The 16,444-nt window shown below is 34.3% G+C and carries 17 protein-coding genes; 6 read left to right on the top strand and 11 right to left on the bottom strand.

Annotated elements, in window-relative coordinates; all coding sequences use genetic code 11:
• Positions 1-146 precede the first annotated feature (146 nt).
• Genes IRZ78_RS19525 through IRZ78_RS19540 form a run of 4 tightly spaced genes read right to left on the bottom strand, consistent with a single transcriptional unit; the run spans position 147 to position 2,687 of the window.
• Positions 147-722, bottom strand: coding sequence for a Crp/Fnr family transcriptional regulator (locus tag IRZ78_RS19525; protein ID WP_194618113.1), 576 nt, complete (start codon positions 720-722; stop codon positions 147-149).
• Entirely contained in the window at positions 722-1,039 is a 318-nt protein-coding gene (locus IRZ78_RS19530) for a DUF6370 family protein (RefSeq protein ID WP_194618114.1), read from the bottom strand. The genes IRZ78_RS19525 and IRZ78_RS19530 overlap by 1 nt, the downstream gene beginning before the upstream one ends.
• 2 nt (positions 1,040-1,041) lie before the next feature.
• On the bottom strand, positions 1,042-2,202 hold the full coding sequence (purT, locus tag IRZ78_RS19535) for a formate-dependent phosphoribosylglycinamide formyltransferase (protein ID WP_194618115.1): 1,161 nt from the start codon (positions 2,200-2,202) through the stop codon (positions 1,042-1,044).
• A complete protein-coding gene (locus IRZ78_RS19540) occupies positions 2,199-2,687 on the bottom strand; it encodes a hypothetical protein (RefSeq protein WP_194618116.1) in 489 nt (162 codons plus the stop codon). The genes purT and IRZ78_RS19540 overlap by 4 nt, the downstream gene beginning before the upstream one ends.
• A 519-nt stretch (positions 2,688-3,206) precedes the next feature.
• Here IRZ78_RS19540 and IRZ78_RS19545 point away from each other — a divergent pair.
• Positions 3,207-3,989: a hypothetical protein gene (locus IRZ78_RS19545; protein ID WP_194618117.1), complete on the top strand. Its 783-nt coding sequence runs from the start codon at positions 3,207-3,209 to the stop codon at positions 3,987-3,989.
• Positions 3,990-4,030: 41 nt separating this feature from the next.
• On the opposite strand, the gene IRZ78_RS19550 is transcribed toward IRZ78_RS19545, so the two are convergent.
• The 3 genes from IRZ78_RS19550 to IRZ78_RS19560 form a co-directional block, all read right to left on the bottom strand.
• Complete coding sequence (locus IRZ78_RS19550; protein WP_194618118.1) at positions 4,031-5,905, bottom strand: U32 family peptidase; 1,875 nt, start codon at positions 5,903-5,905, stop codon at positions 4,031-4,033.
• A gap of 136 nt (positions 5,906-6,041) precedes the next feature.
• Entirely contained in the window at positions 6,042-6,587 is a 546-nt protein-coding gene (locus IRZ78_RS19555) for a dihydrofolate reductase family protein (RefSeq protein ID WP_194618119.1), read from the bottom strand.
• A 123-nt stretch (positions 6,588-6,710) separates the two neighbouring features.
• Positions 6,711-7,169: a PA2169 family four-helix-bundle protein gene (locus tag IRZ78_RS19560; RefSeq protein WP_194618120.1), complete on the bottom strand. Its 459-nt coding sequence runs from the start codon at positions 7,167-7,169 to the stop codon at positions 6,711-6,713.
• A 367-nt stretch (positions 7,170-7,536) separates the two neighbouring features.
• Between IRZ78_RS19560 and IRZ78_RS19565 the strand changes: the two genes are divergently transcribed.
• Entirely contained in the window at positions 7,537-8,592 is a 1,056-nt protein-coding gene (locus IRZ78_RS19565) for a serine hydrolase domain-containing protein (protein ID WP_194618121.1), read from the top strand.
• Between the two features lie 60 nt (positions 8,593-8,652).
• Here IRZ78_RS19565 and IRZ78_RS19570 read toward each other — a convergent pair whose 3' ends face one another.
• Positions 8,653-9,843 carry a pyridoxal phosphate-dependent aminotransferase gene (locus IRZ78_RS19570; RefSeq protein ID WP_194618122.1) on the bottom strand — a complete coding sequence of 397 codons (1,191 nt, stop codon included), beginning with the start codon at positions 9,841-9,843 and terminating at the stop codon, positions 8,653-8,655.
• A 73-nt stretch (positions 9,844-9,916) separates the two neighbouring features.
• Complete coding sequence (locus IRZ78_RS19575) at positions 9,917-11,011, bottom strand: acyl-CoA desaturase (protein ID WP_194618123.1); 1,095 nt, start codon at positions 11,009-11,011, stop codon at positions 9,917-9,919.
• Positions 11,012-11,118: 107 nt separating this feature from the next.
• Here IRZ78_RS19575 and rsmG point away from each other — a divergent pair, with 107 nt between their 5' ends.
• The gene (gene rsmG / locus IRZ78_RS19580; RefSeq protein WP_194618124.1) at positions 11,119-11,748 is read left to right on the top strand and encodes a 16S rRNA (guanine(527)-N(7))-methyltransferase RsmG; all 630 of its coding nucleotides are present in this window, start codon (positions 11,119-11,121) and stop codon (positions 11,746-11,748) included.
• 165 nt (positions 11,749-11,913) lie between these two features.
• Positions 11,914-13,329 (top strand): alkaline phosphatase, encoded by a 1,416-nt coding sequence (locus IRZ78_RS19585; protein ID WP_194618125.1) that lies wholly within the window; start codon positions 11,914-11,916, stop codon positions 13,327-13,329.
• 81 nt (positions 13,330-13,410) lie between these two features.
• Here IRZ78_RS19585 and IRZ78_RS19590 read toward each other — a convergent pair whose 3' ends face one another.
• Together IRZ78_RS19590 and IRZ78_RS26250 are read right to left on the bottom strand one after the other, a co-directional pair.
• The gene (locus tag IRZ78_RS19590) at positions 13,411-13,920 is read right to left on the bottom strand and encodes a hypothetical protein (protein WP_228520539.1); all 510 of its coding nucleotides are present in this window, start codon (positions 13,918-13,920) and stop codon (positions 13,411-13,413) included.
• A complete protein-coding gene (locus IRZ78_RS26250) occupies positions 13,917-14,141 on the bottom strand; it encodes a hypothetical protein (protein WP_228520540.1) in 225 nt (74 codons plus the stop codon). The genes IRZ78_RS19590 and IRZ78_RS26250 overlap by 4 nt, the downstream gene beginning before the upstream one ends.
• 477 nt (positions 14,142-14,618) lie before the next feature.
• Between IRZ78_RS26250 and IRZ78_RS19595 the strand changes: the two genes are divergently transcribed.
• Positions 14,619-15,680, top strand: a complete 1,062-nt coding sequence (locus tag IRZ78_RS19595; protein WP_194618126.1) for a histidine kinase — start codon at positions 14,619-14,621, stop codon at positions 15,678-15,680.
• The gene (locus tag IRZ78_RS19600) at positions 15,677-16,396 is read left to right on the top strand and encodes a LytTR family DNA-binding domain-containing protein (RefSeq protein WP_194618127.1); all 720 of its coding nucleotides are present in this window, start codon (positions 15,677-15,679) and stop codon (positions 16,394-16,396) included. The genes IRZ78_RS19595 and IRZ78_RS19600 overlap by 4 nt, the downstream gene beginning before the upstream one ends.
• Positions 16,397-16,444: the final 48 nt, after the last annotated feature.

Consider the following 16,444-nt stretch of genomic DNA (forward strand, 5'->3'; position numbering starts at 1 on the left):
ACAGATTAAAATGATTTTTTTTCCACGAATTTCACCAATTCACACAAATTAATTGGCTCAAAATTGAATTAAAATTCGCGTGAATTCGTGAAATTCTTGGCAACATTTTTTTTAATCATTATAATCCTTTTAATCTGTGGCTAAAATTATTTTTTTAAAAGCCTGGCTTTCATTTTACTGAAAAATTCGGGTGTGACACCAATGAAAGAGGCGATTTGTTTTTGAGGAACTTTGTGAACCAGCGTTCCGTATTTTTTGCAGAATTTATCAAAACGTTCTTCGGCAGGTAAACTTAAATTGTCCATTAATCGTTGTTGATTGGCAACCAATGAATTTTCGATTAATATTCTGAAAAAGCGTTCTAATTTTGGAATTTCGAGATACAATTGTTCCTGATTTTCTTTTGATAGTGAAACTACTTCTGCATCTTCCAGAACTTCTATAAAGAGCTGCCCCGGTTTTTGAGAAAAGAAACTGTACATGTCGCTAATCCACCAGCCTGCGCAAGAAAAGGACAATACATGTTCGACAATATTATCGTTGATATTGAAACTTCTTAAAATTCCGGAATTTACAAAATAAGAATGTTTGCAAACTTCTCCGGCACTTAGTAAAATAGTTTTGGCTTTATAGGTTTGCGTTTCGGTTTTCGATAAAAAAAGAGCTTGCTCTTCAGGTGTTAGCGAAACGTGTTTGGCAATATTTTCAAGAATTAACTCCATTATTTTTCTTTTATCAAAGTGAATGAAGTAGCTTTAAAACGACCGTTTTCTACCTTTCCGGTCACAGAAGCTTTGCGGATTTTATTGCAGAAACCATCCTCAGCATGAGCATCGCCATGTTCGTCGATCGTGGTTCCGTCTACAAAATATGGTTTTCCGTCAATGCGAACGGCTAAATCACAGCTTTTTCCTTTCATCCCAAATTGACATTCACCGCAAGCGGTTTCTACGATTTGAGGTTTTTCGGTTGTTTTTTTGTCCTGAGCCTGCGTTGCGATTCCAACAAATAGGAATAATAGAAATAGTGCTTTTTTCATTTTTAAGAGTTTACAGTTATTAATTTAGAAGTTGCTTTGGCGCGTTCGACAACTTCTTCGATTGGGGTTGCCAATGAATCATGACTTAAAACAACTCCCATTCGGCGATACGGTCTTGAAGTTGGTTTTGCAAAAATTCTAAAATCGGTTTTGGGTAAAGCAGCTACTTTTTCGATTCCGGTAAAAGTGGGATTTGTAGAATCTTCAGAAGCTAAAATTACGGCACTTGCTCCGGCTTTTTCTAATGTAATTTCGAAAATAGGAAGACTTAAAATCGCACGTAAATGCAATTCGAATTCGTTGAAATTTTGCGTTCCGGCTAAAGTTACCATTCCGGTATCATGTGGGCGAGGAGAGAGTTCGGAGAAATAAACACCTTCATTGGTTAAGAAAAATTCAACACCAAAAAGTCCTGCTCCACCAAGAGCTTCAGTAATTTTTTCGGCCATATCTTGGGCTTCGTATAAATCGGCTTCAGAAACTTTTGCGGGTTGCCAGCTTTCCTGATAATCACCACGTTCTTGTCGGTGACCAATTGGTGCGCAAAATAAGGTTGGATTGTTATTTTGTGTAATGGTTAGAAGTGTGATTTCTGAATGAAAATCTACAAAAGCTTCTACAATAACTTCGATAACATCTCCGCGTGAACCTGCAACGGCATATTGCCAGGCTTTTTCGATATCACTTTCGGTTTTTATGGTAGATTGTCCTTTTCCCGATGATGACATTAAAGGTTTTACCACACACGGAATTCCAACTTCCTGAACCGCTTTTTGCAATTCTTGGGCAGAAGTTGCATATTGATATTTGGCTGTTTTTAACCCCAATTCTTTTGATGCTAAATCGCGAATGGCTTTACGGTTCATGGTAAAGTTGGCCGCCTTCGCTGAAGGAACAACGGTAATGCCTTGTTTCTCGTAATCGTAAAAACGTTCGGTACGAATGGCTTCTATTTCTGGAACTATAAAGTCTGGTTGGTGTTTGGCTACGATTCTATCTAAAGCTTCGCCGTCTAGCATGTTGATGACTTCAAAACCGTGTGCAACTTGCATTGCGGGAGCATTTTCGTAACTATCAACAGCAATTATGGTTTGTCCGATTCTTTGCGCGGCAATGACAAATTCTTTGCCTAATTCGCCCGAACCGAGGAGTAGTATTTTCATTTTGTTTGATTTAGAGATTGAGAATTTTGGTTTGCTTTTACAATTATTAAACTGCTTATAAAAGTTAGAATCATTAATACAAAGGATAAAAATAATATCGTGAGTATAGAAAAAATAATCTGATCCAGAAATTGAGATCTTAATGGAGTGGATATTCCATTTATGAATTTTCCGATTATATAAAGTGTAAAAAGAGCTAATATGATTTTTGAACTTACTCCAAAAGAAAATTGAGAACAAGCTTTAAAGTATGCTATTTGATTTAATGAAAAGCTGATTTTTTTAGCAGTACTCCAAAAGAGAAAAACAATAAATAATGGGAATAAAATTCCCCAGAAAATTGGATTCCAAAAAATACCAAAATCGCATATTTGGATACAAAGATCAAAGAAATAGCTTTTTGAGAATATCAAAAGTGGAAAAATAGAGCATACAAAAAATCCAGCTATAATTGAATCTTTTCGGATGCTGGTTTTTTGTTCCATTTGATTGTGATTTTGAGAGTAAAGATAAATAAAATGGAATTTATTCTCACGCAGATTTTGCAGATTCAACAGATTTAATTTAATTGGAAATTTAATCTTTAGACAAAGTAACCACATAGTTTGTCATTGTGAGGAACGAGGAAGCATACCAGAAACTCGCAATCAAAATCGCCAATCTTTGTCGAATTCCGAGTGTGATTTACTTCTCTGTTCGCTATCGCTCGGATCTCGTTCTTCGAAGTTGACAAGATTGTGAGTGTATGAATCTTGGAAAGCGTAAACGGTCTAATGAACCGTTCGCGTGAGGGATAGAAGTGGAAAACCCACAGCCTGACGAAGGAAGTGTGAGGACTTGCAGCGGATAGCCTGATTCGCCGTGGCGAACACGCCCAAATTATTTTTATGGGTAAATTTTTGTTAATAATTATAGCATAACTTCATGTTTGGCAGCTTTGAAACTTTCCTTAAAACGATGCGATATTTCTATATTTGCCAGCTTATAAATAAAACCCCAAAAGAATGAAATTAAATATTTTTTTAGTGATGAGTGCTTTGTGCGTTACATCTCTTTTACAAGCGCAGTCGGCAGGAATTACATTTAAGTTAGGAATGGGAGAACAAAAAGCTGATGCGATCGTTTTTAAAAAAGACAAACAAAAAATTAGCGGGATCGTTAAGTTCCCTGGTTTTGCTGATAAAAAAGTAAAGATTAAAGTTGGTGAGGAAAATGAAAAATATGCTAGTAAAGATTTAGATTCAATTCAGATTTTTGATGCAAATAAAAAGCTGTCATATACTTTTGTATGGACAAAAACGAAAGTGTACAAAAAAAAGGGTACAGAATTTAAAATTATTGATGAAAATTGGATCTGTAAAATGATCGAAGGAAAAACTTCTTTATATATAGGTGGAGAGGAATACGGAATAAAAGAGGTGAAAGTGGAGGATGAAAAGACAAAAGAAAAGGTAAAGGAGGAGAAGATGAAGGTAGTTTCTAAAGATGTTAACCATTATTTAAAGAGAAGTAATGAAGATTATCCTGTATTGGTTTCTATGAGTTCAAATGCTCTTTCGGCAGGATATAATGCTTTTTTTAGGGAATATGGAGTTTATTATTTTAAGGATAGTCCGGAAATCGCTAAAAAGATTGAAGATAAAGAATATAAATATGATGACATTGAGAAAGTTGTGGCTTTATATAATGTGAAACCAAAGAAACAAGAACAAAAAGCAGAGGTAAAAGCGACAAAAACAAAGGCGACGTCAAAAGCAGGATCGAAAACCACTGCTAATAAAAAATAAATAAAAAAAAGCGATACTGTAAAGTGTCGCTTTTTTGCTTTTTAGTGAAATTGATCTTCTTCGATTTCGAATTCGGCATCTTTTTCCCAGATTTCCATTTCGCAGGGTTTGCAGTTGAATTTTAGTTTGTATTCGAGCTCGCCTTGTTTTAAAACCAATGGTTCTTTTACTTTGACACCCATGATATCTTTTTGGTGTATTGGGCATTTTTTTAATTCGTATTTGATACAATATTTTGTGGTCATTACACGAGATTTTCCCGGATCCCATTGCAATTCGAATGCTTTTTCTATTTCGGTTACACCATGACGCTCGTAGAATTTACGTGCGGTTTTGTTCGAAACGTTGTACATGAAATCCAATTTGGTTTCAGGATACGGATGTGACGTTTTTACCAATTGGTGTTCTTCGCGTTTGTAATTGGCCAAACGAATCTCGGTTAACTGATCGTAAACGGTTCTTCGCATTTCGTTGATTTTTGAAATAGGAAGGAACCAGTTTTGAGAGAACATGATATTAATTTCATCAGCAGTATAAGGGGTAAAACCTGTTTTTGCCAATTGTGTTTTGATGTTCTCTTCGATTGATTCGCCGGTTTTAGTCTGTTCTTTTGAATGTTCTAAGTTTACGGTGCTTACATTTCCGTCTTCATCGGTTGCGATTAGTTCAAAACCAGTTTCGGTTTCTGCAAGTAATAAAGTAGTGCTCAGTTTACGAACAGCACTGTCTTCTCTTTCTACAATTTTGATAAAAGCAGCGTCGTTATTTCTGTAAATGAAAGTGCCGTCTTTTACTTCTTTTAAAACGTTTGGATATATTTTACCGTTTTCGGCTTTGTTTACGTAGATTCCGTCGGCTTCGTTATTTTCGTTGATGAAACAAAGTCCGTCGCCGTTGTTTAGTAATTCGCCATTTTCGATTTCGTAAGCGTTTCCAACAGTTCGGATCAATTTACCAATGTATTGTCCTTTTGATTTTGGGCTTTCCCAGGAACCAATACTGTGATTTCTATCGTTTACAAAATAATCAGTATAACCACGATTAAAAGTTCTGCTTAAAGAAGAATCGAAAGTATAAGTACAAGTTCCAGATGAAGCTTTCATGTATTTTTCGCTTCCTGCTCCTTCTAAATAGCTGTCGAGTTTTTGACGTAAAAAGGATACGTTATTTTTAACGTAAACTACATCTTTAAGTCTTCCTTCGATTTTGAAAGAAACAATTCCGGCTTCAATAAGATTAGGAATCTGATCTGAAATATCTAAATCTTTGATAGAAAGTAAGTGGCTGTTTTTGATCAGGGTTTCTCCGTTTCCGTCGATTAGATTATAAGGTAGACGGCAGTTTTGTGCGCAGGAACCACGGTTGGCGCTGCGTTCTCCGTTGGCTACACTCATATAACAGTTTCCACTAAAGGATACGCATAAAGCTCCAGTTACGAAAAATTCTAATTCAACATCTGCCTCATCGTAAATCGTTTTAATTTGGTGCAGGTTCAATTCGCGGGCTAAAACCACACGTTTGATTCCGGCATCTTTAAGGAATTTAATTTTATCGGCATCACGGTTATTGGCTTGTGTGCTGGCATGAAGTACGATAGGAGGTAAGTCCATTTCCATGATTGCCATATCCTGAATGATCAGGGCATCGACACCTATATCGTATAATTCATAGATCATTTTGCGACATGTTTCTAGCTCGTTGTCGTACAAAATGGTATTCATTACTACAAAAACCTGAGCATTAAATAAATGCGCATATTTTACCAATGCTGCAACATCTTCGATTGAATTGTTGGCATTAGAACGGGCACCAAATTGCGGAGCACCAATATAAACTGCATCGGCACCACTATTTATCGCGGCCATCCCTCCAATTAAATCTTTTGCTGGAGCTAATATTTCAATCTTCTTCTTCATTTCTAAAACTTTAGGCTTTTGTGGTATTCATGGAAAAAAGTTTGCAAAGTTCTTATAAATAATTCGAGTTTGCTAATGCTGAAGTGACTTTTTTTGAAATAGTTAACTAATATGGAATGATGATAAATGAAGTTTTTTATTTAGCGGGTTCGTAAATAAGTTGCACAACCCCTGATTTGAAAATATTGGTTTTGAGTAATTTTAGTTGTATTCGGTTTTTTAGATCTTCAAATAATGGTTTTCCGCTTCCTAAAGCAATAGGGTGAACAGATATTCTATAGGTATCAATGAGGTTCAATTGAATGAAAGTTTTAATAAGGCTTGCTCCGCCATATAACCAGATGTTATTGCCGGATTGTTTCTTAATCTCATTTACTGTATTTGTGATATCAGAATTTATGAAGGTGGCATTCTCGTCTTTTTTATTTTGGCTGGAAAAAACGTATTTCTCTTTAGCATGTACTTCTTTCCAAAGTGATTTTTCATCAGGACTGGCGTTTTCATCCGGTTGATAATTCCCCCACATATCATAACTTACTCTGCCATAAAAAATAGTATCTATAGTGGATAGGAAACCATCAAAATCCATATCGTCGTCCATGATACACCAATCAGTTTCTCCTTTGGGACCTTCAATAAAACCGTCTAATGTTACTGCCAGATCTAAAATTACCTTTTTCATTTTTTGATAAATTTTGTTTTATGTATTGGAGATAAAAATATAGAATTTGAGATTTAATAAAAACAAAAAACTACTTAGTTTATTAACCAAGTAGTTTTCTTCTCAAAAATATAGTGCCAAATATTATGACAATTTTTTCGCTTTGATTTTTGTCACAGTGTTTTCGATACTGTTTAATTGTTTTGAAACAATACCAATTTGACTTGCGTCAAGATGGTTGTGTTCAAGAGCCATTTTGTATTTTTCGATAGCAGCTTCTTCTCCGGTAATACAAGCATTGATGATGGCTTCGGTATCTCCGCTTGTAAACGAAGATTTAATATCGATCCAGGCACGGTGTATTGCTCCTAATGGTCCGCCCCCTGAGGTATCTGTTGATTTTCCCAGTTTGTTGATTTCGTCTTGTATTTCTACAATGAATAAGGCACGTTCGCGGGCATAATCGAGAAAGTCGGTTTTAATTGCCGGGCTGTCTACATGTTCTGCGGCATTGGTGTATCCTAGTTTTCCGTCTTCCAGGATTGAAATTAATCCTTCTAAGGTACTAACTGCTTTTTCTGTGGTTTCATCTGTATGTATCATAATAAATAGTTTTTTAAATTTTATATTACAAAGTTGGGATTTTATTAAGCGTTATATCTTATAGAATTATGAGGGGTGTTTATAAAATTGTGGAATGGGAATTTTGAAAGTGAATTTAATTTTTCTCGCAGATTAGGCAGATGGAGCAGATTTAATTTGATTTCTTAAACTAAAAGGTCTTATATGAAGATTTGGGTTAGGGATAGAAGTGGAAATCCTTTTATGTAATGAAATGAAGCAAAAGATTGCAATGAATAGCCAGGGCGTAGGTAAACCCATAATATTTTAGGTTCAGAGCTTTTGTTTTTGTAACCTGAAGTTTGTTTAAGTCGTCAAAGTTTTTATTAATTATTAATTAAACGGATAAATGAAATCAATTTCAATTTTTTATGTTATAGCATTTTTAATTTTCTCATCAGCATTATTTTCTCAGCATAGAGAACGTAAAATAGATAGTTTGATTACTTCGAAATTTAAAGCTGAAGGTCCCGGAGGAGTTTTTTTGGCTGCCAAAAACGGAAAAATCATTTACAGGAAGGCTTTTGGAATGGCTAATTTAGAAATGGATGTTAAGATGAAACCTGAATCTGTTTTTGAAATTGGATCAATGACAAAACAATTTACAGCAGTTTCTGTTTTAATGCTTGCTGAAAAAGGAAAACTAAATGTGAATGATGAAATTAAGAAATTTATTGCGGATTATCCTAATGGGAATGCAATTACAATACATCATTTGCTAACTCACACTTCGGGAATTAAGGATTTTACGAGTATGAAGTCTATAAAAGATATTGCCAGACGAGATTTGTCTCCAAAGGAATTAGTGGATTTTTTTAAAAATGAGCCAAGCGATTTTGAACCTGGTGAACAATATAAATACTGTAATTCCGGATATGTACTTTTAGGTTATATCATTGAAATTGTATCAGGACAGACTTATGAGGAGTTTGTAACTGAAAATATTTTTAAGAAAATAGGAATGGAAAATACGTTTTATGCAAGCCATGAAAAGATTATTAAAAACAGGGTTGCAGGTTATCGTGATAAAGAACATTATGTAAATGCAAATTATATTAGTTTTTCGATACCCTATGCTACTGGTTCGATAATGTCGAATGTAGATGATATGTTAAAATGGCAAAACACGATAAATTCTAATGCTTTATTAAATCCTGTTTTTACAGAAAAAGCTTTTACTAATTATCAGTTAATTAATGGGGTAAATATAGATTATGGATATGGCTGGCATCTTGAAAAAGTAAAAGACAAAATCGTTCGCGAGCATGGAGGAAGTATTTTCGGCTTTAAATCAATGGGAGTTTATGAGCCTACTGAACATATTTATGTAATAGGTTTAAGTAATTGTGATTGTAATTCTCCTACTTCGATTGCAAGAGATATTGCTTCGCTTTTAATTGACTAAATGAAAAAAGGGTGTTTTTGAAAAAAAAAAAAAACACCCTTTGAATTATTATTTATGATATTACACAGCCAAAGCTTCTTTGATTCTGCGTAATGCTTCTTTTAAGATATCGTCGCTTGTCGCGTAAGAAAAACGGATACAGTTTGGATTTCCAAAAGCATCTCCTGTTACTGTTGCAACATTAGCTTCGGCTAAAAGGTACATCGATACATCGTTTGCATCTTTGATTTCGGTTCCTTTTAAAGTTTTTCCGAAGAAAGAAGAAACGTCCGGGAATACGTAAAATGCTCCTTCAGGAACGTTGATTTTTACACCAGGAATTTCTTTTAATAATCCAACCACTAAATCTCTACGAGTGTGGAACGCCTGAACCATGTGGTTTAATACGCTTGGATCAGCTTCTACGGCAGTAATTGTTGCACGTTGCGCTACAGAATTTGCTCCTGAAGTTACTTGTCCCTGAATTTTTGTACATGCTTTTGCGATGAATTCCGGTGCTCCGATGTAACCAATTCTGTATCCTGTCATAGCGAATGCTTTTGCTACTCCGTTTACAGTAATGGTTCTTTCAAGCATTCCAGGGATTGAACCGATGCTGCAGAAAGTTCCTGAGAAATTGATGTGCTCATAAATCTCATCGGCAACTACGTATATATTTGGGTATTTTTCTAACACTTTTGCAAGAGCTGTAAGCTCTTCTCTACTGTAAACAGATCCAGATGGGTTACAAGGAGAAGAGAACCACATCATTTTTGTTTTTGGTGTGATGGCAGCTTCTAATTGTTCTGGTGTAATTTTGAAATCAGTATCTACAGATGTTGGAACTTCAACTGGAACTCCGCCCGAGAGTTTTACAATTTCGAAGTAAGAAACCCAGTAAGGTGCTGGCAAAATAACCTCGTCACCATCGTTTAGCATTACTTGTGCAATGTTGTACAAAGATTGTTTTGCTCCTGTAGAAACTACGATTTGAGTTGGTTTGTAATCTAAATTATTGTCTCTTTTGAATTTTTTGCAAATTGCTTCTCTCAATTCTAAATAACCTTCTACCGGAGAATAGGTGCTGTAATTTTCGTCTACTGCTTTTTTAACAGCTTCTTTGATGAAGTCAGGAGTATTAAAATCTGGTTCACCTAAACTTAAACTGATAATGTCTTTTCCTTGTGCTTTTAACTCACGTGCTAAAGCAGCCATTGCTAAGGTTTGTGATGTCGCTAAGTTGTTGATTCTGTCTGAAAGAATATGATTCATTATAAAAATTTTGAATGTCCTTAATTTCAACTTTAATTAAGGAAGGTTAATTATTAATAGATTTTTTTTAGTTTTATGCTAGTTCCGGTTTCATTCCAAGATCTTTAAGATGCTTGTAATGCGCTACAATTGCTCCTCTCATGGTTCTGAATTCATGATAAGGCAAGTTGCATTCGATTGCAGTTTGTTTTACGATTTCGGCAATTTTTCCGTAATGAATATGACTGATATTCGGGAAAATATGGTGCTCAATCTGATGGTTTAATCCTCCTGTAAACCAGTTGATTATTTTGTTTTTTGGAGCAAAATTAGCAGTTGTATACAATTGGTGAATTGCCCAGGTATTTTCCATTTCTCCTTCTTCATTCGGGATTGGATTTGAAGTTTCTTCTACTACGTGAGCCAATTGAAAAACAATACTTAAAATTAATCCGGCTACATAATGCATTACGAAAAATCCAACAACAACTTTCCACCAGGTTACACCAAGAACCATTGGTAAAACCATCCAGATTAAAACGTAGATTATTTTTGTGATAACCAAAACAGTCCATAATTTGGCAGGACTTTGAGGTGTTCCATAAGATAATTTTCTTTTCAGATAGTTTTTCATTTGCTTGAAATCGGTCGTTAAAGCCCAATTGAAAGTCAATAGTCCGTATAAGAAAAAAGAATAATAGTGTTGAAATTTATGAAAACGTTGCCATTCGGCGTTTTGTGTAAAACGAATAATTCTTCCGGCATCAAGATCTTCATCATGTCCGTGAATGTTAGTATACGTGTGGTGCAATACATTGTGCTGTACTTGCCAGTTGTGAACATTTCCTGCCAGAATATAAATACTTCCGCCCATAATCTTGTTGATCCATGATTTAGAAGAGTATGATCCGTGGTTTCCGTCGTGCATCACATTCATTCCAATTCCGGCCATTCCAACTCCCATTAAAATGTTTAATAACAATTGTGCCCAAAACGGCATGTTAAGAGTTAAGATCAAAAAGTAAGGCGTTAGAAAAACTGCAAAAAGAATAATTGCTTTTAAGTGCAACTTCCAGTTTCCAGTTTTCTGAATGTTATTCTCCTTGAAGTAATTGTTTACTCGTGAGTTAAGTGTTCTGAAGAACTTCAGATTGTCTTGTTTGGCAAATGTAGGCGCAGTGTTATTCATAATTAATTTAAATAGTTTTCAAAGGTAATTATTATAAATTTTCAATTTGCAAAATTGAGTTAAATATTTCAACTCTAAAGTAGTACTTTTGTTAAAAAATTAGAGCAATGGATGAGATATTGAAATATTTTCCTGATTTGACCGACATTCAAATCGAACAATTTCAAAAATTAGACTTTTTATACCACGATTGGAATGAAAAAATCAATGTTATTTCGCGTAAAGACATTGATGCATTATATACAAAACATATTTTGCATTCGCTTGGAATTGCAAAAATAATGAAATTTGAACCCGGAGCAACGGTTCTTGATGTTGGAACCGGTGGAGGTTTTCCTGGAATCCCGTTAGCGATTCTTTTTCCTGAAACGCGTTTTTATCTGATTGATGTTATTGCCAAAAAAATAAAAGTAGTTCAGGGTGTTGTTGATGCATTAGAATTAAAGAACGTAAAAGCAGAACAAAAACGCGCTGAATTGGTAAAAGGCGATTTTGACTTTATAGTGAGTCGTGCCGTTACCAATATGCCGGATTTTGTTTCCTGGATTAAAACTAAAATTAAAAAACAGCATAAGCATACGTTGAAAAACGGAATTCTATACCTAAAAGGAGGAGATTTGACCGAAGAATTAAAGGATTTTCCAAAAGCAACTTTATATGATTTGTCTACGATTTTTGAAGATGAATTTTTTGAAACCAAAAAAGTAGTGCATTTGCCTTTGAAGTTTACGGTTTAATATTCTTAAAATAATAAAAAACCCGACAGCATACTCAATAAGTATACTGTCGGGTTTTTGTTTGTCATTATAATAAGCTGCCTTTGAGTAATTATCATAACACAATGATAATTTTGTGGTTGGGTGTATTTCTTTATCTTTGAAATTACTATAAATAAAGTAATAATGGATAGAAGGAAGTTCTTTAAAAGTGGTTCTTTATTAACGATTGGAGCCGCAGTTATGAATCCGTTTCAGGGTTCTGCAAATATTTTAGATTTAGAAGCTGTAAATAAAAATAAAAAAGCTAAAAATATTATTTTACTCGTTAGTGACGGAATGAGTACCGGAACATTGAATATGACCGATTTGTTCCTGAACAGAAAAACTGGAAAAGGTTCTAATTGGATTCAATTGTACAAAGACAACAGAGTTTCAAGAGCTTTGATGGATACAGCTTCTGCCAGTTCTATAGTAACGGATTCTTCGGCTGCGAGTTCTTCGTGGGGAGGCGGTTTTAGAGTCAACAACGGAGTGCTTAATGTGAGTGCGCAGGGAGAACCTCATTTACCCATTTGGCAAAAGTTCAAGAAGGCAGGAAAAATGGCGGGTTGCGTAACAACAGTTCCTATTACTCATGCTACTCCGGCGGGTTTTTGCGTAAACAGTAAAAGCAGAAACGCACAAGATGATATTGCCGAACAATATTTAGATCTTGGTTTTGATGTGATGATGGGTGGAGGTTCAAATTATTTTAGTCCCGAATCCAGAAAAGATAAAAAAGATATGTTTGCCGCTTTTAAAGCAAAAGGATATCAGGTAGTAAAAACACGTTCTGATATGGAGGTGGCTTCAAATTCTCAGCCAATTTTGGGTGTGTTTGCAGAAGATGGTGTTCCTTATTACGTAGATAGAAATAGTGACCAAGATTTACAAAAAAACATTCCAAGTCTTGCTGAAATGGCACAGAAAGCTATTGAGAGAATGAAAAATCATAAAAATGGTTTCGTTTTACAAATAGAAAGCGGTAAAGTCGACTGGGCTGCTCACGGAAATGATATTGCAGGTTTGATTCATGATCAGATCGAGTTTGATGAGGCGGTGAAAGCTGCCATAGATTTTGCCGAAAAAGACAAAGAAACATTGGTCATTATCACAACAGATCACGGAAATGCCAATCCAGGAATTATTTATGGTAAAGATGCCAATGATAATTTTGATAGTATCCAGAAATATACCCAGACAAATGAATGGATCCTGAATCAGATAAAACCACAATCTTCTGTTTCGCAAGTAAAGGAAATTATCGAAAAGGCAAATGGTCATTCGGTTTCTGATGAAGATGCAAAAACAGTACTAAGTTATTATGATGGATTGCATAAAGAAGACGGACTGTATAATTATAAAAAATTGCCCTATAAAGCTTTTGCAGAAATGCAGGGAAAAATAAATTCTGTTGGATGGATTAGTATGGATCACTCTGCTGATTATGTAGAGTTGGCTATGTTTGGTCCGGGAAGTGAACTTTTGAAACCTTTCGTAAAAAATACCGATTTGCATTATCTCATGTTGCAGGCTGCAGAAGTTGAAAATAAGTTTTAATTGAATTAAGATAATAACCCCACAAGTTTCAAAAATAATTGAAGTTTGTGTGGTTCGTTTTTTTTTAAGTGTATCAATCAATTAAGAAGCGCTTTTTGGGAAACACAAAAATGGATTGGATTTAGTATCTAAATTATGAATGAGTTCGTTTATCTCTTTTTCTGTTGCATCGGTTGAATTTTCAAACTCAGGATTAAAGAAAAAATCACGACAAATTAGAGCTTCATGAGATGAGTCATAAATGGCTTCGTAGTATTGATTTACATCTTCATTATTATATTGACATGGATAATCACGTTTTAAAACTGCTAATGTTCTGTTGAACCATTTGTCAAAAACTCTTTTTCTTGGTGTTGTAATATGGCGCGCTAATAATACTAGTCCAATAAGTTCGCTTTGAATAGCGTATAATCCTTTTCTATACATCACATCAATCATAGTTACATTCATAAGGGCTATCCATAATGGCCCGTTTACATGTCTGGTGGCCGAAATATCAAATTCAGTATCAAAAACTAATGGTTTTGTATTTTCGATATTACCAATAGAACACCATAAAGCTTCGATTCTTTTTTGGGTATCATTATTCATTTTTGTGTAACCTGTATATCGCCAGTAGATCCATTCGAGCAAAGCGGCTGCCCTGTATTGGCTTTATGGTTAATTTGCATTAAGGCATGTTCAAGTTCGTCGTTTCCTTCTAAAGGATCTAAAGGCTGGTGTATCTTTTTTTTATTCCATTTAAAGTCAATTGGATGTCCAATACTTTTTGCCTGTATAATTATTGGCGGTGTGTTTTGTAAATTTCTCATTGTTTCTTTTTTATGTTTTTTCTGTGGATTGTTGTAAATTGGATTGTAAATCCATCTCCGAATTAGTTTAATTTCTACTAATTTTTTCCACTTTAAATCTGATGTAAAAGTATGTTGAGATATGTTTTTAGAGTAGTACAAAAAGTTTTTAAAATAACAGAATAGGATTTTTAAGCATGTATACTATTGATGATCAATCGTAAGAAAAACATTATAAATGTTGTAAATTTAGGATTGTCAGAATAACGTTGAATTACTTTTGAGTTTTATTTTTTAATTATAAGTATTTGTTTTTTAATTTTTTGTCTTTTGTGAAGACTTAACTGAAAAAGAAGAGAAGAATAATGACTGATTCGGATATTGTATTAAATCCAAGAAGAAAATGTATTCATCCTCTATTATTTTCCGTTCGTGTACTTTTATTTGCTCAATCTCTATTAGAGGAATATCTTTACTACAGCATTAACAATTTTACTTTTGAAAACAACCAGCGTAATATCGACATATTGGAAAATTCAGCTCACAGGATGGATTACTGCTTCTTTGTATTGGGGATTATCTGCTTTCCTGAGTGGTAATTTTATCTGGAAAATGGGTATAGTAGATTTAATACTGGACGTTTTCATTGGTATACTGTTAACTCAGCTTTACCGAAATTTTGCCTTAAAAAATGGATGGAATAAACTGAATCTGAAAATACTATTGCCAAGAATGGTACTTAGTATTTTGGTGCTTTCCTTATTGTATACGGTTTTGATTGTTGGTAAGCTTTATTTGGTACGTTTATTCATTTTTAAAAATGAAACCGATTCATTTTTAGCATTTTTTAAATCGGTACAATTACAGGTTTTTATCACCGGTACAAGATTAATGTCTATTTGGGTATTGGCGTACCATCTTTATCATTATTCAAGACTCGAATTAGAAACAGTAAAGGAAAATGCCCGATTGTCCATTATAATAAAAGAAGCACAACTCAATAATCTGAGTGCACAGCTTAATCCTCATTTCTTTTTTAATTCATTAAATAATATAAAATTTTTGGTGATAGAAAATCCTGATGCCGCCAGAAGGGCTATTGATCTGTTGTCTGAACTTTTAAGAAATTCTCTAAATAGTAACATTGGGAGATTGATATCGCTGGATGAAGAAATTAATCTGGTAAGGGATTATCTGGAATTAGAAAAAATCCGATTTGAGGAACGTTTACAAATTAAGATCGAAACCAGTGTAGACTTGTCCAGGCATTTAATCCTGCCCTTTAGTATTCAGTCACTGGTTGAGAATGCCATAAAACACGGAATTGAAAAAAGAAAACACGGAGGGTTTATTGCTGTGAAAGTTGAAAAGGAAAACGATTTTATAAAGATTACGGTTCGAAACTCAGGAAAACTAAGTAATGAGATTACAAATTCAGGTATTGGGCTAAGTAATCTGAAAGAAAGATTGTTCTTGCAATATAACGGAAATGCTTCTTTTGAGATTATGCAGATGGAAAACGAAACGGTTTTGGCTACTATTTTAATACCATCAAAATGAAACAGATAAAAGTGATCATTGTAGACGATGAACGTTTAGCAAGAGAAGAGGTAAAAAGAGCTTTAAAAATGTATGAAGACTTTGTGCTTATTGGTGAGGCTGAAAATGCCGATGACGCTAAAGTTTTGATCGAAACAGAAATGCCGGATTTAATTTTTCTCGATATTCAGATGCCTGAAAAATCCGGTTTCGATTTATTAGAATCGTTAGATCATGTACCATCAGTTTTATTTATTACCGCTTATGATCAGTATGCGATACAAGCTTTTGAAGTAAATGCCTTAGATTATTTAATGAAGCCTATAAGAGAGGAACGTTTTGCAAAAGCAATTCAAAAAATAAGGGATGCTGTACACTTGAAATCCTCCTTAACTAATGCTGAGACAAAAGATCGAAAGATTTTTATAAAAGACGGTGAGAAACGGTTCTTTATTCAATTAGAAGAGATCTATTTAATTGAATCTTTAGAGAATTATACCCGATTGTTTTTTCAGGACAAAAAAGCACTTCAAAGGCGTTCCCTTCGTCAATGGGAAGAGATACTGGATGAAACTGTTTTTTTTAGAATAAACAGAACCGAAATTATCAATACAAAATTCATTCAGGAAGTAAAAACTACAATAGGGGGCAGGTTAGAAGTAAAACTAAAAACCGGAGAACTATTAGAAGTATCAAACCGTCAATCCGTGAGGTTTAAAAACCAGAACGGGATTTAATTCATCTTTCAAAATTATTCTAATGCGTACAGCTAATTCTATTAGTTG

It is taken from the genome of Flavobacterium sp. CSZ (assembly GCF_015350725.1).
Classification (GTDB): domain Bacteria; phylum Bacteroidota; class Bacteroidia; order Flavobacteriales; family Flavobacteriaceae; genus Flavobacterium.